Annotated in this window: 15 protein-coding genes; 11 read left to right on the forward strand and 4 right to left on the reverse strand. The window is 42.8% G+C overall.

The window, feature by feature from the left end:
• Positions 1-26 precede the first annotated feature (26 nt).
• Positions 27-2,417: an ABC transporter permease gene (locus BUC20_RS03880; RefSeq protein WP_073227642.1), complete on the forward strand. Its 2,391-nt coding sequence runs from the start codon at positions 27-29 to the stop codon at positions 2,415-2,417.
• Positions 2,418-2,478: 61 nt separating this feature from the next.
• Here the strand turns inward: BUC20_RS03880 and BUC20_RS03885 are convergent, their stop codons facing one another.
• Both BUC20_RS03885 and BUC20_RS03890 read right to left on the reverse strand, forming a co-directional pair.
• A complete protein-coding gene (locus BUC20_RS03885) occupies positions 2,479-3,180 on the reverse strand; it encodes a LytR/AlgR family response regulator transcription factor (protein ID WP_073227644.1) in 702 nt (233 codons plus the stop codon).
• Positions 3,177-4,847 carry a histidine kinase gene (locus BUC20_RS03890; RefSeq protein ID WP_200800878.1) on the reverse strand — a complete coding sequence of 557 codons (1,671 nt, stop codon included), beginning with the start codon at positions 4,845-4,847 and terminating at the stop codon, positions 3,177-3,179. The genes BUC20_RS03885 and BUC20_RS03890 overlap by 4 nt, the downstream gene beginning before the upstream one ends.
• Before the next feature lie 126 nt (positions 4,848-4,973).
• Here BUC20_RS03890 and BUC20_RS03895 point away from each other — a divergent pair, with 126 nt between their 5' ends.
• A complete protein-coding gene (locus BUC20_RS03895) occupies positions 4,974-7,457 on the forward strand; it encodes a TonB-dependent receptor (RefSeq protein ID WP_084528504.1) in 2,484 nt (827 codons plus the stop codon).
• A gap of 103 nt (positions 7,458-7,560) precedes the next feature.
• Here the strand turns inward: BUC20_RS03895 and BUC20_RS03900 are convergent, their stop codons facing one another.
• Entirely contained in the window at positions 7,561-8,799 is a 1,239-nt protein-coding gene (locus BUC20_RS03900) for an MFS transporter (RefSeq protein WP_073227647.1), read from the reverse strand.
• A 197-nt stretch (positions 8,800-8,996) separates the two neighbouring features.
• Between BUC20_RS03900 and BUC20_RS03905 the strand changes: the two genes are divergently transcribed.
• Genes BUC20_RS03905 through BUC20_RS03915 form a run of 3 tightly spaced genes read left to right on the forward strand, consistent with a single transcriptional unit; the run spans position 8,997 to position 11,573 of the window.
• A complete protein-coding gene (locus BUC20_RS03905) occupies positions 8,997-10,127 on the forward strand; it encodes a hypothetical protein (RefSeq protein WP_073227650.1) in 1,131 nt (376 codons plus the stop codon).
• The gene (locus BUC20_RS03910; protein WP_073227653.1) at positions 10,124-10,651 is read left to right on the forward strand and encodes a DUF4269 domain-containing protein; all 528 of its coding nucleotides are present in this window, start codon (positions 10,124-10,126) and stop codon (positions 10,649-10,651) included. Before BUC20_RS03905 ends, BUC20_RS03910 begins: the two co-directional genes overlap by 4 nt.
• Positions 10,652-10,703: 52 nt before the next feature.
• Complete coding sequence (locus BUC20_RS03915; RefSeq protein ID WP_073227656.1) at positions 10,704-11,573, forward strand: hypothetical protein; 870 nt, start codon at positions 10,704-10,706, stop codon at positions 11,571-11,573.
• A gap of 7 nt (positions 11,574-11,580) precedes the next feature.
• On the opposite strand, the gene BUC20_RS03920 is transcribed toward BUC20_RS03915, so the two are convergent.
• Positions 11,581-13,413, reverse strand: a complete 1,833-nt coding sequence (locus BUC20_RS03920; RefSeq protein WP_073227659.1) for a CocE/NonD family hydrolase — start codon at positions 13,411-13,413, stop codon at positions 11,581-11,583.
• 376 nt (positions 13,414-13,789) lie between these two features.
• Here BUC20_RS03920 and BUC20_RS03925 point away from each other — a divergent pair, with 376 nt between their 5' ends.
• The 6 genes from BUC20_RS03925 (at position 13,790) to BUC20_RS03950 (ending at position 22,893) form a co-directional block, all read left to right on the forward strand.
• Positions 13,790-14,368, forward strand: a complete 579-nt coding sequence (locus tag BUC20_RS03925; RefSeq protein WP_073227662.1) for an RNA polymerase sigma factor — start codon at positions 13,790-13,792, stop codon at positions 14,366-14,368.
• A 76-nt stretch (positions 14,369-14,444) separates the two neighbouring features.
• On the forward strand, positions 14,445-15,554 hold the full coding sequence (locus tag BUC20_RS03930) for a FecR family protein (RefSeq protein WP_073227665.1): 1,110 nt from the start codon (positions 14,445-14,447) through the stop codon (positions 15,552-15,554).
• Between the two features lie 193 nt (positions 15,555-15,747).
• A complete protein-coding gene (locus BUC20_RS03935; protein WP_073227668.1) occupies positions 15,748-19,128 on the forward strand; it encodes a SusC/RagA family TonB-linked outer membrane protein in 3,381 nt (1,126 codons plus the stop codon).
• 10 nt (positions 19,129-19,138) lie between these two features.
• On the forward strand, positions 19,139-20,560 hold the full coding sequence (locus tag BUC20_RS03940; protein ID WP_073227671.1) for a RagB/SusD family nutrient uptake outer membrane protein: 1,422 nt from the start codon (positions 19,139-19,141) through the stop codon (positions 20,558-20,560).
• Positions 20,561-20,577: 17 nt separating this feature from the next.
• Positions 20,578-21,378 carry a DUF4843 domain-containing protein gene (locus BUC20_RS03945; RefSeq protein ID WP_073227673.1) on the forward strand — a complete coding sequence of 267 codons (801 nt, stop codon included), beginning with the start codon at positions 20,578-20,580 and terminating at the stop codon, positions 21,376-21,378.
• A gap of 3 nt (positions 21,379-21,381) precedes the next feature.
• Entirely contained in the window at positions 21,382-22,893 is a 1,512-nt protein-coding gene (locus BUC20_RS03950) for a PKD-like family lipoprotein (RefSeq protein WP_073227676.1), read from the forward strand.

Genomic DNA, 22,893 nt, shown 5'->3' on the forward strand with positions numbered 1-22,893 from the left:
GTTCCTAGGAAATCAAATCAAGCACTATGTTTAAACTGAACTTCAAAATTGCCTTCAGAAATCTTTGGAAAAATAAAGGATATGCATTTATTAATATCCTTGGATTGTCTGTTGGTATGATGAGCTGTATCCTTATTTTCATTTTTATCCGTCACCAGTTGAGTTTTGACAGTGGTTATAAAAACCAGGACCGTATCTATCGTTTTGTGACCGACTGGAAATACAGCAATTTTGAAGACCATACTCAGGGCGTTCCGGTTCCGCTTGCTGATGCGGCAAGGAATGAATTTGCTGCTTTCGAAAAAGTGGCTCCCATTACAAAAAGCAACAACGTGATCCGCATTAAGGACGAATACGGCAAGGATCTCGTAAAGATGTCAAAGGAGATTTATTATACTGAACCTGATTTTTTCGATATTTTCGACATTGGCTGGATCGCCGGTACGCCAAAAGAGGCCATCAAGGAACCCAATACGGTGGCACTTTCTGAAAGTACGGCGAAGCTTTTTTTCGGATCTGCAGAAAAGGCAATGGGGAAAAGCGTCTACTTTGGAACAAAGACCATTCTGAAGGTTGCCGGTGTGTTCAATGACCTTCCTGAAAATAGCAGTTTCACTTTAAACATAGTGGTCAGCAATGCAAAGAATCCAAATAAAAGATGGGCGGCATGGGATTCCGTAAGCTCAAATATAGAATGTTATGTTTTGCTGAAAGATGGAGTCTCTCTTTCCGATCTGGACCAGCCAATGCAAAAATTCAATACCAAATATTATAAACGTAAAAATATCTCAGGTAATCAAACGAATTCATTGCAAGCCTTAAAGGACATTCATTTTAGCGATAGATATGGCAATTTTGCCAATCGGACTGTCACTAAAAAGGAAATTTATGGGTTGGCAATCATTGGCCTGTTCCTGATCCTTACTGCCTGCATTAATTTCGTCAACCTGGCCACTGCTCAGGCCATCAACAGGTCTAAGGAAGTCGGTGTCCGTAAAGTAATGGGCAGTAAGCGCAATCAGCTGGTACTTCAGTTCCTGACAGAAACCTTCTGCATCACTTTTCTTGCTTTACTAGTTGCCTGCGTGTTAACAGAATTTGCCTTACCGCAGATGGAGCAATTGTTTAAGGCGAGGATGTCTTTCAGTATGCTTGAGCATCCTGTAATCTTCGTCTTCCTCTTCCTGCTGGTCACTCTGGTTAGTTTGCTTGCCGGATGTTACCCCGCACTGGTGATGTCTGGCTTTAGCCCGGCACTGGCCATCAAGAATAAAGTAACCGTCAACTCCGGAAGCCTGAGTCTGCGTAAGGTGCTTGTAGTGGTACAGTTTGCAATTACGATCATCCTGGTGATTTCCACCTTGATCATCTTACAACAGATGAAATACATCAGAGAAAAACCGCTGGGTTTTAATAAAGAAGCGGTATCTATGGTTTCTATACCCGGAGATAGCCTGAGTATGACCAAATACGATACTTTCAAGGAAAGAGTTTTGCGTATCCCGGGGGTAAAAATGCTGAGCTATGGTCAGAAAGCACCTTTGTCTTCGGATATGCAAACCACTAATTTCTCTTACAACGGAAAAATAAATACCGATTTTGAACTCAGACTGTACTCAGCCGATGAAAATTATTTTAAGCTTTTTGATCTGAAATTTGTTGCCGGAAAAGGATTCCGAAAAAGCGATACGATATCCGGTTACGTAGTCAATCAGACCTTCCTGAAGAAAATCAATGTATTAAAGCCTGAAGATGCTTTGGGCAAAATAATCGATCAGAATGGAAGAAAGGCAGCAATTGTAGGAGTTTTAAAAGATTTCAATGACCAGAGCCTTCAACAAAGCATTTCTCCTCTGGCCATTTATAGTGAAAAGGACAATTATTATAAAGTTGCCATAAAGATTGATAGTAAACAGGTGTTTAACACCATGCAAAACGTAGAAAACTTATGGAACGCCACCTTCCTGTCACATGTGTATTATGCAGAGTTTATAGACGATACGATCAGGGGCTACTACGAAAATGAGCGGGTCATGGGTGTCCTCTTCCGCGTCTTTGCAGGGGTGATCATTTTTATCTCTTTCATTGGCCTCTTCGGACTGATTTCTTTTGTGGCTTCCCAGAGAACCAAAGAAGTGGCGATCAGGAAAGTGTTGGGTGCCTCCACACTGGAAGTAGTTAAAATGCTCAACAGTTCCTTTCTGATCATGGTATTCATTGCCAATCTGGTGGCCTGGCCACTGGCTTACCTGTTTGTGTCCAAATGGTTATCTGGTTTTGCCTACCGCACAGAAATCAGCATCTGGCCTTTTGCACTGGCGATGTTGACCTCTATGCTGCTTACGCTGATTACCGTCAGTATCCGTTCCTATAAGGCAGCAACAACCAATACCATTGATGCACTTAAATACGAATAAAACCTTAAACACAAATAGAACATTAAGTGCAATAAAACCTTAATTATCAATAAAATAAGGCCTAATGGAACAGTTTTTCCTTTAAAGCGGCATATCTGGTCCTTCCAATAGGAAGGATCTCGCCGTTTTCAAGTAAAAGGTGGTATTTACTTCCTGAGCCGACGGTGATTTTCATAGACTGCCCGATCGGGACAATATAAGACTTGTGAATCCTTTCAAAAGAAGCTGGCAGCAATTGCTCCAGCTTCTCCAAAGACTTATCATGGAGTTCCTGTTTGCCATTTTTCAAATGCAGTTCAGAATAAATTCCTGCTCCTTTAATATAAATAAGCTCATTCACATCAATCAGCACAATGTTCCCTGCCCTTTTAACCGCCAGAAAACGGAGCCCATTCTCTTTCTGATTTTCAGCCACAGAAATCCTTTGAAAAGCCTGAGACAACCTGCGTTCATCAAAGGGTTTAGCTACAAAATCAAGCACTCCATATTCAAAAGCAGTGATGGCCTTTTCCGTATATGCCGAAATAATGATGGTATGAAAAGATCCGGAGATCACCGATTTCAGCAACTCAAAACCATCTCTCCCATTTAAGTTCAGGTCCAGCAGCAAGACCTCAATTTCATTGCTTTCAAGAAACAGCAATCCTTCTTCTACAGACTCGCAGATGGTGATGCCCTGCAATTGTGCGCCAAAGAAACTACGGCTCATCCGTTCAATTCTTCCCGCTATGCGGCCTTCATCTTCAACCACTAATATTCTCATTCCGGTGTATAAATTTTGATTTCTGTTTGCCAGCCATTTGTTAAACTCCGGGAATCAAACTCCCAGCGCGTACCATAACTCTCCGTTAAACGTGCCTGAATGTACTGAAATCCCGTACCCGATGGGCTATCTTTTCTCATCGGTCTGTTTTTGGCGGTAGTGGTTAAAGTATATTTCTTATACCCTTTGCCCCGCTCAAAGCTTAAATTAAAACGGATGATGCCGTCTTCAGGCGGAGCACTATGGGTAATCCCATTTTCCAATGCGGTATGTATAATTGCCGGAGGGATCATATCGGATAGTTCAATGTTTGAACTGGTCCAATCGTAACGGATTTCTTTACGAAACTGCATCACCTTAAGGTGGACCTCACACAGCTCAATCTCCTTACTTACAGCAACTAATGTAGCATCCGAAATCTGGTTAAGGATGTCAAATTCTGCCGCCAGCGCCTGAACAAAAAGTGCACCTTCCTTTGGCGATTCCTCCACCCAGTCTATCAGAGAGGTTAAGGTATTCTTGATAAAATGAGGCTGGATATGTTTCTTTAACAATTCCAGTTTTAACCGGGCAGACACCAGCAATGATGTTTGATGCGCCATTTCTACTTCCCTGGTCCTGATGGCCTGCAGGTACAGCATGCAAAGCACAATAATTGTAAAACTGATAAACAGCCCAAAATCATAATACAGGAAGAAATTCCCGATAGCACTAAGGAGCAGTCCGGCCAGAACAATTCCTGCTCCCTTCTCTTTCTGAACAAGCGCATTGATCACTACCGCAAAGGAGGCAAACCACATCGCATAACTGAAATATATGGCTGTTAAATCGTATTCTCTGAAATGAGAAACATAGATACAGAGCAATACCAGAAGCAATATCCCCATCAGGAAGCCTCTTCTTTTGAATGAAAACTGAATTGTAAAATATAAAGGTACCAATAGTGAAATGGCAAAAGTAAGCCAGCCGATGGTCTCCAGTCTCAAATAAAAACGGGTATATGGAATCGCAATGTAGAATTTGATGTACTCGACAATCAATAAGGCAAAAAACAGAAAGCAGGTTATACAACAGATCAGTATCGCATACTCCTTGCGGTTGCTGTTGATGAACAGGAAGAAATAATATACCGCAGCAATCAGAAATGCACCTGCCATCAGGTTCATAAAAGACATGATGATCAACGGCTCCTGCAAAATGCTGCTATAGCTTTGAATTCTTAGCCCCAAGCGGCGCTGCGTATGCTGTTCATAAGATTGTGAAGTCCTTAATGCCAGCAAATGACTCCCATTTGTGGCCAGGGAGTCCGGGATCAGAAAACAAGTGGTTACGATACCAGGCAACTCCGCGGTTGACCCGCTTACTTTTCCATTTTCTCCGATTTTATGGCCATCCCAGAACACCTCGAAAGCACCGAAATTATGAATCAGTATCCCTAAATGTTCTGTAGTCGCAGATCTGTTCAGGGATATATCTGTCCTCAGCCAAAAAACCTGTGTTCCCGTTTGTCCGCGTTCCTGGTTCCATCCCTTCAAGCTGAGCCCTTTTCCGGCCCAGGCCGGATCATCACCTTGCTTATAAGCCGGCTCAGAGAACTCATAAGTTACCTTGTTTTTACAAGAGCATAAGACCAGAAGAAGCGCTATCAATATCGGGAATCGGAACATGTGGTAAAGTTAAGATGAATATAAGAGAGAAAAGTGTATTACGCAAGGCCATAGAGCAGTTCACATGTTTTCTCCTGAAATAAAGCCTTCTGGACATTAATCTTGCAGCATATATCAGATCACATCATGAAAACACGACTCTTTCTGCTCTTTGCAATTCTTTGTTTCAAGGCCACTGCACAGCAGCCATCTTCTAAACAGCAGGAAACTCCCAGACAGCAGCCTTCCTCCCAACAACAACTATCTCCTAAAGCGCAATTATCTGCCGGAAAAAATAAGGGGATCATCACGGGCCGGTTAACCGATCAGCACAGTAAAGTCCCCATAGCCTATGTAACCATCTCCATTAAAGACCAGACTGCCCAATCTGTTGCCGCCGCTATGACCAATGAAAAAGGCTCATTTAAAATTGACGATCTCCCATTTGGTACTTTTAATGTAGAATTCAGGTTTATGGGCTATCAGCCATTGATAAAATCCATCACGCTCAGTGCCACCGAAAGCACCGCAGAGCTTGGCACCTTGTCTCTGCAGGAAGACAAAAACCTGTTAAAGGAAGTAACGATCAACAGCGAAAAATCAATACTCAGTTTAAAGCTGGATAAAAAAGTATTTGAAGTTGGAAAAGACATTTTATTGCAAAGCGGCTCTCTTACTGAACTGCTCAACAGTGTGCCCTCCGTTTCGGTAAGCCCATCGGGAGTCCTGAGCCTCAGAGGAAACAGCAATGTCTTTGTGCTCATTAACGGCCGCCGTTCCGGACTTACACAAAGCAGCGCACTCGAGCAAATTCCTGCCGATCATATCGAAAGGATTGAGGTCATCACCAACCCCTCTTCCAGGTATGACGCTGCAGGTTCTGCGGGGATCATCAATATCATTCTGAAGAAAAACAAGAATAGCGGGTTTAGCGGACAGGTAAGGCTCGTTGCTGGTCTGCCTAACGATTCCAGGGTTGTCCCAAGTCTCAATTACAAGTCAGACAAGGTTAATCTGTTCTCCACTTATGGATTTAGAAATACCGATTACAATGGCCTCTATCATACTCAACAAACCGTCACAGACAAAGGAATCACTGGCAATGGGTTACCCACCTATATGAATCAGGTACAGCACGAGGACCGTCATGATGATGGAAACTTATTCTACATTGGAGCCGATTATTTCATCAATGCACAGCATACCATTACCGCTGCTTTTCTTAGAAATGCAACCAAAGATCACGACAAAACAGCTTTAAATTATGATTACAGTGGTTCAGCCTCTACAGACAGTACCATCCTGCGCAAAGGAGAATCTAAAGAGTCCAGAAATTACAACCAGCTGGAATTTAACTATACCAGAACTTTTAAAGATCCCGGGAAAAAACTGACGGCAGACATGCAGTACGATTTCTGGAACAGCGATAAAAACTGGAACCTGAGTACCACCAGGTTGTCGCCAGTAGTAACGGAAAGAGCTCCGATCAGAACCGGATCTATAGGTTCAAGTAAAGATTTCCTTGTGCAAACTGATCTCGTGCAACCACTAAACACCAGGTCAAATCTCGAACTGGGATTGAAACTGGAAAACAGACTAGTCAGCACCGACTTTAAAGCAGAGCAACAACTGCAGGATTCATGGCAGATCATAGATCACATCGACAACAAAATGGATTATAGTGAACTGATTGGAAGTGCTTATACCCAGTTTAACAGTAAAATCAAGAAGTTCTCTTATTTGTTAGGCTTACGTGCCGAAGCCACAAAGATCAGGATCGAAGATCTCGGAGAGCTCTTTAACAGGAAAAAAGATTACCTGCGCTTATTTCCAACCTTTCATACCAGCTATGAGTTTGAAGCAGGTTCTGCTTTACAGTTTAGCTACAGCAAACGCATCAACCGGCCTTCCCTCAACCTTTTGTACCCCTTTAACGAACTCACAGATTTCAATGCTCAGTTTGTGGGTAATCCAGACCTGAATCCATCCTATGCAAATGTGTTTGAACTCAGCTTCTTAAAAAAATGGGGAACATTCACCTTCAATCCTTCTCTCTACTACCAATACATCAAAAGCCCGATACAAGACTATACCTATAGAAATTCCAATGGCATTTTTATCAGCTCAGCCGTCAACATAGACCAGGAAGTAAGACGGGGTGTGGAATTGAGCATCTTGTTTAATCCCCTTAAAATGCTGTCACTAAATATGGAATTGAATGTCTATCAATTTGAACAAGCCGGAGCATTTGGTACCCAGGATTTTAATTTCTCCGGTGGAGCCTCTACTGCCCGTCTGGCTGCACAGGTAAAGCTTCCTGCACAGTTTGGATTGCAAGGGCGATACAATTTCAGCGGAGCACAAAGCAATGCGCAAAGCCGTACAAATGCGATTCATTTCGTGGATCTTGGTTTAAGCAAAAGCTTGCTGAAGAATAAAGCGACATTGGTTTTAGATGGGACAAACATTCTAAACAGCAGGAAAACAAACACCTTAACCAGAGGGGAGAATTATGTATTAAACCAGATCAGTCGCCGGGATGCATCCAGATACCGGCTAAGTTTTGTCTACCGCTTTAATGGGAAGGAAAACCAATCTGTACGCCAGGCAAAAACCGGAAACAGGAACTAAGCTACAATCGGAAACCGGAACTAAGCAAAGACCGGAAACTGCAATTTGATACCTTCAAACTATTGGGAGCTGATCCCAGGCCCAATAGTTTTTTTGGCAACAGCTACCGGTTTTCGATGGCCTCCTGTAATTTTCTTTGCCTGGCCTTACGGAGAAAGCGGAAAAGCAGTAAGCCAATCAGCAGGGTAATGATCCCTTGTATCAGTACGGTATCAGGTGTTCCGATCAATTGAGACATCGTTCCAATCAGCAGTCCCCCTAAAGGTTGCATTCCAAAAAATGCCATGGCATAAAAACTGATCACCCTTCCCCTCATGGCCGGATCTACGGTAGTTTGAATGAGGGTATTACTGATGGTAATCTGCGACATCATCCCGAAACCAGACACTGCTGCAAAGATCAGCGCAACCGGATAATAAGTGCTGTGTGAAAATAAGACCAGACCGGCGCCAAATATCAGGGTGCTGATGGCCAGAATTCGCCTCAGGTTTCTGCCGGGTTTCAGAGAAGCCAGAAAGATTGCACCAGAAAAGGCACCCAGTCCGATCACACTGTCGATCACTCCAAACGTAGAGGCCGTGCCTTTAAAAATGTCTTTCGCATATACCGGGATCAGCGTGCTGAATGGCAGCACAAACAGGCTGATCAATGCCAGCATAATGAGCACATAAGAGATAGCAGGTGTTTTTCTGATGTATTGAAAGCCTTCTTTAAGTTCTCCAAAAATATTCTTTGGATGAGGCGTTGCTATAAATTTAGGCAACCTCATCATTAATAAGGAGCCGATTACTGCGATAAAACTGAAAGCATTTAACCCAAAACAAATGTCTTCTCCAAATTTCTCCAGAGCCAGTCCGGCCAGCCCGGGCCCGATCAGCCGGGAAAGGTTCACCATAGAAGAATTCAGCGCCAGTGCATTGGGCAGATCAGCTTTATTTTCTACCATTTCATAAACCAAAGATTGCCTTGCCGGTACATCAAAAGCATTAATAATGCCCAGCATGGCGCTTAAAGCGATAATCTCCCAAACGGAATAGTCCTTAAAGAAAATCAACAAAGTCATCAGTACCGCCTGCACCATTGAAGCCACCTGGGTGAGCAACAAGAGCTTATAACGGTTATATCGGTCGGCCGCCACCCCACCGAGAAAAGAAAATACAAAGGATGGAAACAAGCTGGCAAAGAGCGTCATTCCAAGCATAAAGTTAGAATGGGTTTTCTCATATATCACCCAGCTGACCGCGGTTTTTTGCATCCAGGTCCCAATCAGGGACACAGATTGTCCGGTAAAATATAATCGGTAGTTGCGGCTCTTAAATGCATTGAAAGTACTTATATCCATAATTATTTGTCCCTGAAGGACCGAAAGAATTCATATAAAGGCGGAACAAAAATCGTCGCAGAAATTGAGCCAGAATCCCATGTTTGGGAAAGATCATGAAATTATTACCTCACCTGGCCGGAAGGTTTCAATCTGAGAAATTAATTGTCATGCGATGGAATAAAATGTAGCTTTACCATGCCCGTTAAAAACCGATAATGTCTGTAAAAAAAAGCGTCATGACTGATATTCCGAATCTTCAACTTCTATTTGAAGAAATAAAGAAAGCCTACCAAAGTATAAAAGAGGAAACTGAAAGCAAGGTCGCGTCCTGGTTCTGGGCTGCAGATATGCTACATAGCCTTGAACCATTCTATTTCGAAGAAAACCGGTATAAAAAGGCTAAACAACTAATAGAAGAACCAGCCGACAAAAGCAACAAATACCATTACGGCCTGAATCACTTAAACGAAGTGATTGCGATCCGGCAATACACCGGGCTGAAAAGAGAAGTCTATTATGAGACTTTTTACCTTAGAGAAAGCGACAAAATTGAAACTTATCATTTTGATTATTGGGAAGACAAAAAACTACACAATATAGCGGTATACCATTATCATGATACGCAGTTAATGCGTCATGTCCAGATCGCAGAAGATAGCTGGCATACCTATGACTATCACTATGAACAGGATAAACTTACCAAAAAGCTGATGAAGACCGCTCCCCAGGGTGATTATATCCCTGACGACAGGACCTTCGAATATGAATATGATCAGTTTGGCATCTTAACCGGTATTAAAGAAGGAACACATTTTTACTATAAAAAAGCAGATAAAAAAATCACATTCCCACAACTGACAGATCTCGTTACAGAAAAGCTGTTCGAACTGATCAGAAAGAACCTCCTGGAGCTTAAACCACGGGATGAATTGTTTTGCATTTACCTCAATTACGGAAATGAAGACCTCTTCCCTCCTTCGCTTGCGATGGGAACTGAAGAAGAGCGTAAAAAATGGTCCGCTGAACATGGTAAACGAGCCAAATGGGTAGTATGGAGCCCTGCAGATTACCGCATAAACCACGAATTGGAAATGGATCAGGAAAGCAGCAATCTCTTCGAATTGTACAATCAGGAAACGGAAATGCAGCACAAACACAGCAGTGCTAAAAAGGCAATTGTCGAAGTCGCCCTGAGATTGAAAGCACAGCTCCCGGAGTTTAAGTTACATCAGACCTCAGATTTTGTGGTCCTTGCTGCAGACTATGAAATGGCAGACCTGAAGAAAAACTTTAAACTCATCAACCCTGAGTTATTTGAACAATTCAAAAACGACCTTCTCTTATGATCAAAAAGTTCGACACCATTGCTCATCTCGCCAGTGGCACTTTAAAACAGCAAGATGCTTATCATACACTTGAAACACACAAGGTATTGGAAAAGTTAAACAGCTTCGATCCGATTCTTGCAGGAACAGTGCCCATTGATATTGCAATCGCGGATAGTGACCTGGATGTGATCTGCTGCTATGATGATCCACAACATTTCAGAAATCAGTTGCACCATCATTTCTCCGGATATCCGGGATTCGCTTTGCGGGAAGTAAGCCTGAACGCAATTCCTTCTGTTATTGCCAATTTCAACATCAACAACTGGCCTGTAGAAGTTTTCGGTCAGGCTATCCCCAGCAGGAAGCAAAACGCGTACCTCCATATGATTGCAGAGTATCATTTGCTCATGATCAAAGGAGAACAATTCAAAACACTGATCGTTGAATTGAAAGAACAGGGAATGAAAACAGAGCCGGCATTTGCTAAAGCTTTATGCATCGAAGGCGATCCCTACGAGGAACTATTAAAGTTAAAGCTATGAACCACGTTAAAACCATGAACTAAGGTTAAAATCAGGAACCAGAATTGAAACCATGAACTTCTACAAATTCAAAAACAAACAAATGCCCTGGGGCGACTATGGCAACACTTTGCTTGTCGGATACGCCTTTCATAACGATGATCAAACGCAAATCCTGGTGGAACGGACCGGACCATTCGTACCTCCCGTTTACAATTGGGGAAGAATGCTTTTAATCTCAGACAGCTTAAAACAAGTATTGGAAACAACAGATTTGAAAGGCTTTACTTTTCAAAAAACGGTTTTTAAGAAAATTGTCAATATAGACTGGACAAACTGGGATTTAAATGCAGCTGATCCAAAATCTTACCCTGCTGGTGGCGAACCGGAAAACTATATCCTCAGCCGGAAACATCATCCTGAAACCGCAGATCTGATGGAAGCCATCTGGTGTCTGGAACTGGATGATCAGACGTTAACAGGGAGGCAAAAAGATACATCCGGTAAAACCAATCTTTTCCTAATTGAGAACTCATGGACAGGAAATGATATTTTCATCACTAAAGGAGCGGGATATATTTACTTTTCGGAGAAGGCTAAAACCTGGTTCGAAGCGAATGGCAATGGCTTCGCAAACTTTGAGCCCTTCCAGTCAAAGGTGGCAACTCCTGAAGAAATAGAGATCGCTAATGAATACATCAAACCAATACCACAAAAAGTTGATCCTTTTGCTCATCTGACCCCTAAAGACTGGAAAACCTATCAAAAGCTGATCGCTCAGGCCAATAAATTCATCCTCAAATCTAAAAATGATCAAACAGAAAAAGCAAAACTGCTCAGCCTGAAAAAAGCCATCGAAAGTTTCAAAAGCGCCCAACAAATCCGGCCATTGGGCAAAAAGGAACAGCAACAGCTTGATCAGCTTTCCGCCTCGTCAGGATAACAAAGAATTATTCTTTGACAATTGGTAGTGTGATACTGGAAGGATACTGTTTTGAGGTATAAATCTTGTGTGTCGCCTTTTGATAATCACCCTCCCTGGTTTTAAAAATGTTAGGAACAAAGCGCTGCGGATTCCGGTCGTACAAAGGAAACCAGCTGCTTTGAACCTGTACCATTATCTTATGGCCCTTTTTAAATACATGGTTCATCTGGTGCAGATCAATAGGATATAATTCCACTTTATTAGCCGGAATGGCCTTTGACTGCTCAAACCCGTTGCGATAGCGGCCTCTCAGGATTTCGCTCGCCACTATCAGTTCATAACCACCCATTTTCGGTTCCGCTTTGTAACCTTCAGGATAAACATCTATCAGCTTGACAATCCAGTCAGCATCAGTTCCCGAAGTAGCCGCGTATAAATTTGCCAGTATCTTCCCCGAAACAGTAATGTCGGTCAGAAGAGGTTCTGTTTCAAAACTCAGCACATCAGGCCTGTCTTTTACAAAACGCTGGTCTTCGGCCAACCAGGAACTCCAGCGCGAGCCTTTTTGAAAGGTGGCTTCGATAGGTCTGGGGCGATATGGAACCGGATGTGAGGGGTCGGAAAGGTAAGACGCATAAGAGCCCTCAGCTTGCGTAGCTGTTTCAAAGGAGAGTTTTCCGCCAGCATGAAAATAGATATTTTTAGGAGTCACCTCAGAAACAGGCCATTCAGAATACGTTTTCCAGGCATTACTTCCGGTTTGGTAAGTGATGGCTTTTGGAAAGCGCCCCTCTCCTTTTCCCTTCAGGTGATAAGCAAACCAGGGGGCCTGAATTTCTGTACGGAACTTATCGCTTGTGGGGCTGCCAAACTTTATATTCCCCAGCTGATCGCCCGCCCAATAAGCCCATTGCCCATGGTTCCACGGACCAATAACGATGGTATTCTTTTTTCCTGCCCCTTTATTTTCCAGGGTCTCATAGATCTTTAGCGGCCCATAAAAATCTTCCTGATCCCACCATCCGGCAACATTCATCACATGTACATGCGAAGTATCTAATTGATTTGCCACGGCCTGTTTTTGCCAGAAAGCATCATAATCCGGATGTTGTACGAAGTTATTCCAGGTAGGTAATTTATGATGAATGTACTTTTCATTGATATTAGACAACGGACCTAATTTTAAATACCAGTCGTAAGTGTCATAAACCGGAAATGAAAATGTGGTATCTGTTTTGGCCGCTTCCTGACTAAATACATATTCAAATCCATAACTCAGCCTAAAAGCTCCGTTATGATGAAAGTCATCACCCATATACATATCTGCCGGAGAGGCCTGCTCAGAGACCGCTACCAGTGCGGGATGAGGTTTTACGGTGCCCATTATTGCAGTCCATCCATCATATGAAATGCCATACATGCCTGCTTTTCCGTTGTTGTTCTCTATATTTTTCAATAGCCAGTCGATCGTATCGTAGGCATCAGTGCTTTCATCAATTTCCTTACTGCCTTTTGGATGAGCTGGCCGCATCATCACATACTTCCCTTCCGATTTATACCGGCCACGGATATCCTGATTCACGAAGATATATCCTTCCTTAGCCATAGGCCCTACATAATCATTTTTATCAGGCGCTATAAACTGATCAGCCCCATAAGGTGTACGGCTTAGTAAAAAAGGTAACTTTTCCAGAATAGCAGCAGGGCGATGGATAATGGTATGGAGCTTTATACCATCACGCATCCTGATCATCACTTCCTGGCGTATGTAGGAGGTGTTTTGAGTCTCCTGAGCATCCACAAAGAGGAATAAACTCCATAAAGGAATGATCAGAAGGTATTTTAATTGCTTTGTCATTGAGTTGAATGAGTCCTTGATTTAAACAGTTCTCTTTCTACAAGACAATCTCAGGATTGAAATGTTGCAGGAAAAAATGTTGCAGGGAAATTTATTTTTCCTCCGGATACAGCAAAGCGCAGACTTAGGTGTCTTTCTCCTATACCTTAAAGATTTATGACGAATTCAGATGCCATCAGGATTGGGACTATAGAGGACATTATTTACATCGGAAGATTACTAAACCATTTTATAAAAAATTCAATATCAGCAGTAAAGGAGGGCTGTCAGACCTCATTAGACAGTGATTGAGTGACATACTCATTCCTACTATAAAGTCTACTAATCTAGTATAATATTTACATAAAATTGGTAGATTGCAGCGGGGGAATTAACAATGAAAGACTACAGTGAATATACCGATCAGGTATTGACGCAGATGATGCTGAGGAAGGATGAGCTTGCCTATACGGAAATATATAAGCGCTATTGGTCATTGCTTTATCAGCATGCCCGTCGGATGCTACAAAACGACGAGGAGGCAAAGAATGTTGTACAGGATGTTTTTTTAACCCTATGGACACGTGCTGAGGGCCTGGAATTATCGGGAGCACTGGCTTCCTATCTTTATACTTCAGTAAGAAACAAAATCCTCAATATCTTCCGTAAGAATAAAATAGCCAACGAACACCTTGCTTCTTTGACTTCTTTCATCGAACATGGAGAGAACATCACTGATCACCAGATCAGGGAGCGTGAGCTATCGGAAATTATAGAAAAGGAAATCGCCCGCTTACCAGAGCGCATGCAACAGGTCTTTTTAATGAAGAGGAATGAAAACCTCAGCTACAAAGAGATTGCACTGGAAATGGGCACCACAGAGTTAACCGTAAAAACTCAGATGACAAACGCTTTAAGGGTTCTTCGTAAAAAACTTGGCCCTTCTACCTTCCACAGCGCTTTTCCATTTTTATAGATTTATTTTTTTTTCATCTACAGCAAAGCCCGCCTTCAGGTGTCATTACTCTTAATGACGCATAAAAGTAAATCATATGGGATCCAATAAAGCTCAGGAGCTTATTCAAAAATACCTGAATAACAGTGCCGGTTTAAAGGAGCAGGAAACTGTCGAAAGCTGGTATATAGATTATGCCCGCAGACGCAAAGACCAACTTCCTGAACCAGATTACGCCGCAGTGGAAACTGAAATCTGGGCTGCCGTCAGGCCAAACCAGAAACACAACAGAGGCTGGCAGGTATTTACCATTGCGGCTTCCCTGTTTATCGGATTGGGTGTTGGCATTTATTTTTACCTTAACCCCGATCCTGTTTTACCTACCCCTTCCTTAGTAAATGATATCGCTCCGGGGAAAAACAGTGCTGTTTTAACACTCGGCAACGGCAAAACGATTCCATTAAACGGTGCCAAATCCGGAATCGTGATCAAACCCTCAACCCTGGCCTATAACGACGGCACAACCGTTACAGCTGCCGAAACAAAAGGCTTTGCCTACTCCACCATCAGCACGCCTCTGGGCGGGCAATATCAGGTAGAATTGCCTGATGGCACTGTTGTGGCCTTAAATGCAGGAAGTACGCTTAAGTTTCCGGTAACATTTTCAGGATCAGCGAACAGAACAGTTGAGCTGAGCGGCGAAGCATATTTCAAGGTGGCTAAAGATGCTGAACACCCATTTATTGTAAAAACCGCCAGCCAATTGGTAGAGGTACTTGGAACTCATTTTAATGTTAATGCTTATGTCGATGAACCAGCTACGGTCACCACTCTGGAAGAAGGATCGGTAATGGTATCAGCCGTCGCAAAAGGCAAAAATAGTGGAGTTATTTTGAAACCAAGCCAACAATCAATCCTGACCAATGCGGATAAAATCAACATTAAAACAGTAAATGTGGCAGATGTTCTGGGCTGGAAAAACGGCTTTTTCATTTTTGAAGAAGAGGAACTGGAAAGTGTCATGCGCAAGATATCCAGATGGTATGATGTCGAAATCTACTATCAGGACAAAATGCCGCAGATCTCCTTTCTGGGAGTATTGTCCCGTAAAAAAAACCTGTCTGCTTTACTCCATATGCTGGAAAAATCGGGAGATGGAAATGTTCACTTTAAAATTCAGGGAAGGAGGATTTTGGTCATGAAATAACCCTTACTTTCCTTCAGGCAATCACAAAAAAACCGGCCTCCGACTGCAATCGGAAACCGGAAATATTGGGTTGTCCCGTTAAACTATCTGCGACACAGAATTCAACTAAACCCAACTAAACAAATGTATGAAATTTCACCACGTATATAGGCCGGGCTCCGGTAGCTATATGAATAACCAATTACTGCGAATTATGAAATTGACTACACTCATAATTACCTTTCTGTTCATTCAGGTAAGCGCAGCAACCAATGCGCAAACCATTACTTTAAATGAAAAAGATGCTCCGCTTGAAAGCATCATCAAGTCCATCAGAATCCAGACCGGATATGATTTTATTGGCAATGCCAGGCTTTTAAGATTGGCAAAACCGGTTACCATCAAAGTTAAAAATGCCTCCATTAACGAGGTTCTAAAAATCTGCCTGGCCAATCAGGAGCTGATTTATTACATAGAAGACCGTACCATCATTATTCAGTCTGCTGTTCATCCCGTAAATGCTCCTGTACAACAAACCAGAACAATTGAAGGAACAGTCATTTCTGATGATGGAGATATTCCATTGCCCAATGCCACCATACTCGCTATAGGAACGAACATCAGGACCAATACCAACCGGGAAGGCCAGTTCATCATCAGTATCCCGGAATCCGTAAAAATATTGAGGGCTCAATACCTTGGATATGAACCTAAAGAGGTTAAGATTGATGCCAAAACGAAAAAAATAAACATCAGGTTATACCTTAAAAAAAATGACCTGAAAGAGGTGACCGTTACCACCGGACTTTATAAACGTCCGGTAGAAAACTTTACCGGATCTGCCAGAACGATCACCGCAGAGGAGTTAAAAAGAGTCGCCCCTTCAAATATACTGGCTGCAATCAGTATCCTGGACCCCTCCTTCCGGTTGCCTGAAAACATCAACCTTGGCTCTGATCCAAACCGGCTTCCCGATATTGAGCTCCGGGGACAAAATAATTTCCCTGATCAGAGTTCAGGTTCAAACAGCAGCGCAAGCCTGCGCAATGTGTATGGAGATAAACCCAATGCACCGATGTTTGTCCTCGATGGCTTTCAGGTAACTTTGCAACGGATATTTGACCTCGACATGAACAGGGTTGAACGGATCACGATCCTGAAGGATGCCGCCGCAACCTCCATATACGGATCCAGAGCAAGCAATGGGGTAATTGTAATTGATACACGTCAGCCAAAAGAAGGAACGGTCCGTATCTCTTACAGAGGCGGGCTCACCGTTACCTCTGCAGATCTGAGCAGTTACGATTTACTGAATGCAGCTGAAAAACTATCATTTGAAAAAGAAGTAGGATTTTACAAGGAAAACTCCAACTGGCCTTACCTCCAGACATTGAGAGATGAGGAGTATAACGAAAGATTAAAAGCCGTAACCAGTGGCGTTGATACGTATTGGCTTTCCCAGCCACTTCAAACCGGCTATAGCAGCAGTCATGCCTTCTTTCTGGAAGGTGGTGACCAGGCGGTCCGGTACGGAATCAATCTGAACCGGACAAATGATGTGGGCGTAATGAAGGGTTCCGGCCGTGACCGTATCAGTGGCGGCGTCACTTTAACCTACAGAAGCACGAATCTCCTGTTCAGCAACGACCTTACCATCAATAGCATTAAAGGAAAAAACAGCCCTTACGGAGATTTCCTGCAGTATACAAAGCTGAACCAATACTGGTCGCCTTACGATGAAAATGGGCAATTGGTCAGGTTTTTAGGTCAACCGCGAAGAAATAGTACAGGTGTGCTGTACGCCAACTACGGGAATCCTTTATATAATGCAGTTTTACCCGCCAAAGATTACAATCAGCAAACAGGATTTACCAATAACTTTCGGTTTGAGTGGTCGGTTTTAAAATGGATCCGTCTTGTGGGTGGTTTGGGTATTACCCATAACAACACCTCCTCAGATTTCTATCTGTCTTCCAGAAACACCTCATTTGAATCTTTGCCTATTGCCGAACGCGGAAGTTACAGCAAAACATCTGGAAAGAATGACCGCCTTGATGCCAATTTTGGTTTCGATATCCGCAAAACATGGAATAAAAATCTGGTATTTTTTACCGGAAATACGAATGTAAGTCAGGGCAAGGAGGAGGAATATACTATTCAGGCCATCGGCTTTCCAAATGAAAATGTGGCCGATCTGATTTTTGCGAGTAAGTACGCAACCAATACCACCAAGCCCACTGGCAGTCAGGGCATCAGCCGTTTGATTAGCGGACGAATCAATGGAAACTATTCCTATGATAACAAGTACCTGCTGGATGCTTCGCTAAGCATGGATGCTTCTTCACAATTTGGCAAAGACAGGCAGCTGGCCCCATTCTGGTCGCTTGGTATGGGCTGGAACCTTCACCGGGAGAAATTCATAGCGCAGCTGAAGTGGGTCACTTTCCTTAAAATCAGGGGTTCTGTCGGAACCACAGGAGATCAGAATTTCCCTCCTTACATGGCGCTGAGCACTTACAGATATTATTCTGATCAGTTTTACCTTAATCAGTTGAGCGCATTTCTGGCAGGCTATGGCAACACCGCACTAGGCTGGCAAACAAGCATAAAAAGAAGTGTTGGAGCCGACGCAACTTTATGGAACAACAGAATCAGCTTGTCAGCGGATTTTTATTACAATACCACAAACGACCTGATTTTGGACATCAGTACTCCTCCTTCTATGGGCTTCAGCAGCTACAAAGAGAATGTAGGAGCGCTCAAAAATGTGGGATGGCAGGGAAGTGCAAATGTGATGATCATTCAGAAACCACAGAAAGGATTGTACTGGAGGGTGGGATTGAATGCCTTTGGAAACAAAAATACCATTACCAAAATTTCCAATTCCCTCAGAAAACTCAATGAAGCTTCAGATGCAAAGGATAAGGACCTGACCAATCCTGACCGGAACAAGCCCAGAAGTTATTACCAGGAAGGGCAGTCACTTACCGCTGTTTATGCCGTCAGAAGTCTGGGTATTGACCCTGCCAACGGACAAGAGATTTTTCTGGATAGAGATGGGCTCAGGACTTATGCCTGGAACTCAAGAGATAAAGTGGTGGTTGGAGATTCAAGACCAAGGGTTTCAGGAACAATAAGTACCGGCATTGATTACAAAGGCTTTGGTTTTAATATTTTCTTGTCCTACCGTTTGGGAGCAGACCTCTACAACCAGACCCTGGTAGACCGGGTTGAGAATGCCGACATCACTTACAATGTAGACCGGAGGATGGCCAGCGAAAGATGGAAAAAGCCAGGTGATGAGACCTTCTTTAAGGGAATCATCGGAAGTGCAGATGGCAAAGCAGTGGTGGAAACGACTCTGGCGACCTCCAGATTTGTGCAAAAAGAATTCATGATTGAAGCTTCAAGAGTATCCTTCACCTACCAGTTTCCGGAACATTTAAAATGGCTCAAACAAGCGCGTCTTTCCAACACCAGGTTTGAGCTTTACATTGCCGAACCTTTCCAGATCTCTTCTATCAAAAGAGAACGCGGACTCAATTACCCTTTTGCCCGCAACTTTACCATAAACCTATCAACCAGCATATTTTAACCATAGCACTATGAAAAGAAATATACTTATTTTCTCAATAGCTATCCTGATCTCCGGCTCTTTTTCCTGTAAAAAGTGGCTTGATGTAAAGCCGGGAACGCAGGTTCTGCAAAATGAAATGTTTAGTACTGAAGCTGGTTTTAACCAGGCCCTGTTGGGTTCTTATCTTCAAATGGGAACAGGTCTGTATGCAGATAACATGACCATAACTACCATCAGTGCCATGGCACAGAATTATCAGGCTACCTCTACTGCCCACCCACTGATCGAACATTCCAAATACAACTATAAGGCTAGCGCCCTGAGGTCCTCTATCGCAACCATATGGGGCAATATGTATACTGCAATCGGGGGCATAAATAACATCCTTGAACATGTAGACGGGGCAAGAAATGTTTTCTTTAAAAACCATTACAACCTCGTAAAGGGAGAAGCACTGGGTTTAAGGGCATATATGCATTTCGATTTACTGCGCATGTTTGGACCTGTCCCGGTAAGTGGAATGAATGTAAAAGCCATCCCCTATGTTAAAACTTTCAGCAAGCAGGTCACTCCAATGAGTACTGCTGATGAAGTAATCACCCTGTGCTTAAAAGATCTCGATGAGGCAGAGCAATTGTTGTCTGTGTACCAGGAAATCGCATACAATACAGGAACAGGAGTTGATGAATTTACCAGCTACACCCGAAATCATTTCAATTATTGGGCGGTAAAAGCACTGAAGGCAAGGATATACCTTTATGCAGGTGATAAAATAAAAGCATTGCAATATGCTAAGGAAGTCATTGCAGCGGGTAAATTTCCTTTTGTAAACCGCAACACCTTTAACCAGACCCGAAACCAGGACCGTACATTTTCTACAGAACATGTGTTCGCCTTAAATGTCCCTTTATTAAAAAAGATGGTAGACGAAAGATTCAGGCTGGATGGTAACCTGAACTATCAGTCCGGCACCTTTTACCTGACAAATGCCATTATGAATACTTTGTATGAAGTCTCTAACGGTGGCTCTACAGACTATCGCTACTTATACCAGATCAGAAGTGTAAACGGAGTTTCCTACAGCACCAAATTCTGGCAGGACGAGACGCCGGCCAATCTTGAAATCGGTAATCAGATGCCAATGATCAGGCTTACAGAAATGTATTACATCGCAGCAGAAGCGACTTCTGATCTTAATGAGGCAAAAAATCTCATCAACGAGGTCAGAACTAAACGCGGACTTGAAGCACTTGGCACTGCACTGAATGAAACGAGCAGAATGCAGGAAATCGCTAAAGAATACAACAAAGAGTTTTATGCCGAAGGACAAGTGTTTTTTTATTACAAACGACTCGGAATCCTTCCTGTGCCCAGAGCTACCGTGACCATGACAAATGAAACCTATGTATTTCCATTGCCCGACAATGAAATAGAATTTGGCAACAGGTAACCTTAATCCTTAAAAAAATGAAAACTATATTTCAGCTTCTTAAACCTCAGCTCCTGCTCCTTTCCGCATTAATTGCAGCATTGATTTCTTCCTGCAAAACAGATGAATTAAAATATGAAGATGAGCCAGGTATCTATATTGATAAAGAAAAGTTTATCGGTATAAGGGACAGTGCCACTTTCTCCTTTGCTGAGAAAACAAGTACCCTCTTACTCGATACCATTTATATCCCGGTAAAGATTTCCGGCAGGGCCTCAGCGAAAGACCGTCCTGTTCCCTTAAAAACGGACCCATTGCTAACCACAGCCAGCGCAGGTATACATTATGAAATACCCGAGACAAAAATCATGGCCAATCAAATTACTGCCAGGGTGCCGGTCATTGTCAAACGGGCAGCAGATCTTAAAACAAAACAGCTCAGGATTTACCTCAAAATGGAAACGAATGCAGAATTTCCATTTCTGATCGGGAACACAAAAACCAACAGCACGTTTAGCGGTGAACCTTCAAGTATTTATACATCCGGATACCTGATTAAACTTAATGATCAATTACTTAAACCAGATACCTGGGACGTAAGTGGCAGCTGGTTCAGGTTCTTTTTCGGAACCTATAGTGCGGTAAAATATAAGTTCATTATGGATGTGACCGGACGAATGGTCTGGGGCCCCGGAGCACGTTTTGGTGCCGACTCTCCTACTTCGGCACAGATGTATGCTTATTATGCCAAGCTGCAGAATGCAATGTATGAGTATGAAAAAGCAAATGGTCCTATGATCGATGAAACAGGTAATCAGGTCACATTCCCTAAAATTTAAAAGATGAAAACAGCAATATTATCATTATTAAGCATTGTCTTCATTTCTGTACTCTTAACAGGCTGTGCAAAAGACAAAGGCAATTATGACTTGAAACCCATTAATGAGATTACCATTACCCCATTAAGTACATCGGAAAATATAGAGGTATTCTTAGACGATACACTGCGTATTTCACCACAGATCACACAAGAAAAGGTGTCAGCTGGTAATTACACTTACCGTTGGTACATGTTCAGTGATACTTATCAGCCAATTATCGAACTTTCTCAAAACAAAGACCTGAAAATTGCGGCTAAGGCACCATTGGGGGGTTATACATTAGTGTATGTGGTAAAGGATGAAAACACAGGAATCACCTCTACCCGCCAGACTCAGCTCAACATTATCTCCAGATTCAGCAGCGGGATTGTGCTGCTTGAGGAAAAAGCACAGGGGGGCGAGATCAGCCATGTAGGTCTGGATGGTCAGATTTACAGAAACTTATATTCAGAAGCTAATCAAGGTGCTTTCATTGCAAAACCTCTTGGTGAATTGCAGGGCCTCTACTATAAGGCTGGTGAAAAATTACAAAAACCAATTTATATTTTTCTGTCCGCTCCCGGCAAAAATACCGTAGAACTGGATCCACTGACGTACAAACAAGCCGGCCCATTTTCCAATCTGCTCGCTACGCCTCCCAGTGGTCCAATACAACTTTCTGCAATTCAGGGCTACTGGAGTGGAAACTCAATTTTTGCCATTGTCAACGGAAAAGTACAGTTTGGTGCCAGGGACAATGAAAAACCATTTTTTGAAGGTGAACTAATTGGCGACTATGAGATTGCACCCTTCATCATCACCACCAGTACCGGAAATGGTTCAACTCTGGCAGGAATGACGTCCTATATAGGCTATGATCAAAAAAATGGCAGATTCTTATGGTATTCGGCATTCTCGGTAGGCTTGTTAAACACTTACAGTACGGATATTTCAGACCCAGGGGCGTTTAATCCGAACAATGTGAAGAAAAAATGTGTGTTTGCCTGCTATTCCAATGAACCAGGTCTTTACAATTGGTTGATGAAAGACGAGACCGGCAAAATGTACATTTATCAGATGGCTCCCGTATCTACCCAAAAAGCAGGGGCTGCTTATGCCGAAATTCCTGCTTCTGCAGAGATGAATACCGCTTCCCTTTTCGCCGGTTCCACGCAGCTACCACAGATTTATTATGTCTCCGGGAATAAGGTGCTGCTTTACGATTATAAATCCAACACTTCCAAACTGGTCTATACGCCTCCTTCAGGAGAACAAATTACCGACCTGAAACTCTCTGTAAGCAGGATCGCAACCTATAGTACAGGATATAAAATTATAAGAACCACAGGTAAATTATACCTGGCCACCTATAATGGAACCGAAGGCAAACTGAACGAATTTGATGTTTCTACAACCGGATCATTAGACAATCCGGTAAAGACCTATGGTGGCTTCGGCAAAATACTCAGCATGTTTTATAAAGAAAAAATATAA

It is taken from the genome of Pedobacter caeni (assembly GCF_900129215.1).
In the GTDB taxonomy this organism is placed as follows: Bacteria; Bacteroidota; Bacteroidia; order Sphingobacteriales; family Sphingobacteriaceae; genus Pedobacter; species Pedobacter caeni.

Coding starts and splice junctions, on each gene's coding strand:
- BUC20_RS03915 (WP_073227656.1), top strand. CDS start 10,704: ATGAACTTCTACAAATTCAAAAACAAACAAATGCCCTGGGGCGACTAT.
- BUC20_RS03930 (WP_073227665.1), top strand. CDS start 14,445: ATGGGATCCAATAAAGCTCAGGAGCTTATTCAAAAATACCTGAATAAC.
- BUC20_RS03910 (WP_073227653.1), top strand. CDS start 10,124: ATGATCAAAAAGTTCGACACCATTGCTCATCTCGCCAGTGGCACTTTA.
- BUC20_RS03905 (WP_073227650.1), top strand. CDS start 8,997: ATGTCTGTAAAAAAAAGCGTCATGACTGATATTCCGAATCTTCAACTT.
- BUC20_RS03920 (WP_073227659.1), bottom strand. CDS start 13,413: ATGACAAAGCAATTAAAATACCTTCTGATCATTCCTTTATGGAGTTTA.
- BUC20_RS03900 (WP_073227647.1), bottom strand. CDS start 8,799: ATGGATATAAGTACTTTCAATGCATTTAAGAGCCGCAACTACCGATTA.
- BUC20_RS03940 (WP_073227671.1), top strand. CDS start 19,139: ATGAAAAGAAATATACTTATTTTCTCAATAGCTATCCTGATCTCCGGC.
- BUC20_RS03895 (WP_084528504.1), top strand. CDS start 4,974: ATGAAAACACGACTCTTTCTGCTCTTTGCAATTCTTTGTTTCAAGGCC.
- BUC20_RS03950 (WP_073227676.1), top strand. CDS start 21,382: ATGAAAACAGCAATATTATCATTATTAAGCATTGTCTTCATTTCTGTA.
- BUC20_RS03945 (WP_073227673.1), top strand. CDS start 20,578: ATGAAAACTATATTTCAGCTTCTTAAACCTCAGCTCCTGCTCCTTTCC.
- BUC20_RS03890 (WP_200800878.1), bottom strand. CDS start 4,847: ATGTTCCGATTCCCGATATTGATAGCGCTTCTTCTGGTCTTATGCTCT.
- BUC20_RS03880 (WP_073227642.1), top strand. CDS start 27: ATGTTTAAACTGAACTTCAAAATTGCCTTCAGAAATCTTTGGAAAAAT.
- BUC20_RS03925 (WP_073227662.1), top strand. CDS start 13,790: ATGAAAGACTACAGTGAATATACCGATCAGGTATTGACGCAGATGATG.
- BUC20_RS03885 (WP_073227644.1), bottom strand. CDS start 3,180: ATGAGAATATTAGTGGTTGAAGATGAAGGCCGCATAGCGGGAAGAATT.
- BUC20_RS03935 (WP_073227668.1), top strand. CDS start 15,748: ATGAAATTGACTACACTCATAATTACCTTTCTGTTCATTCAGGTAAGC.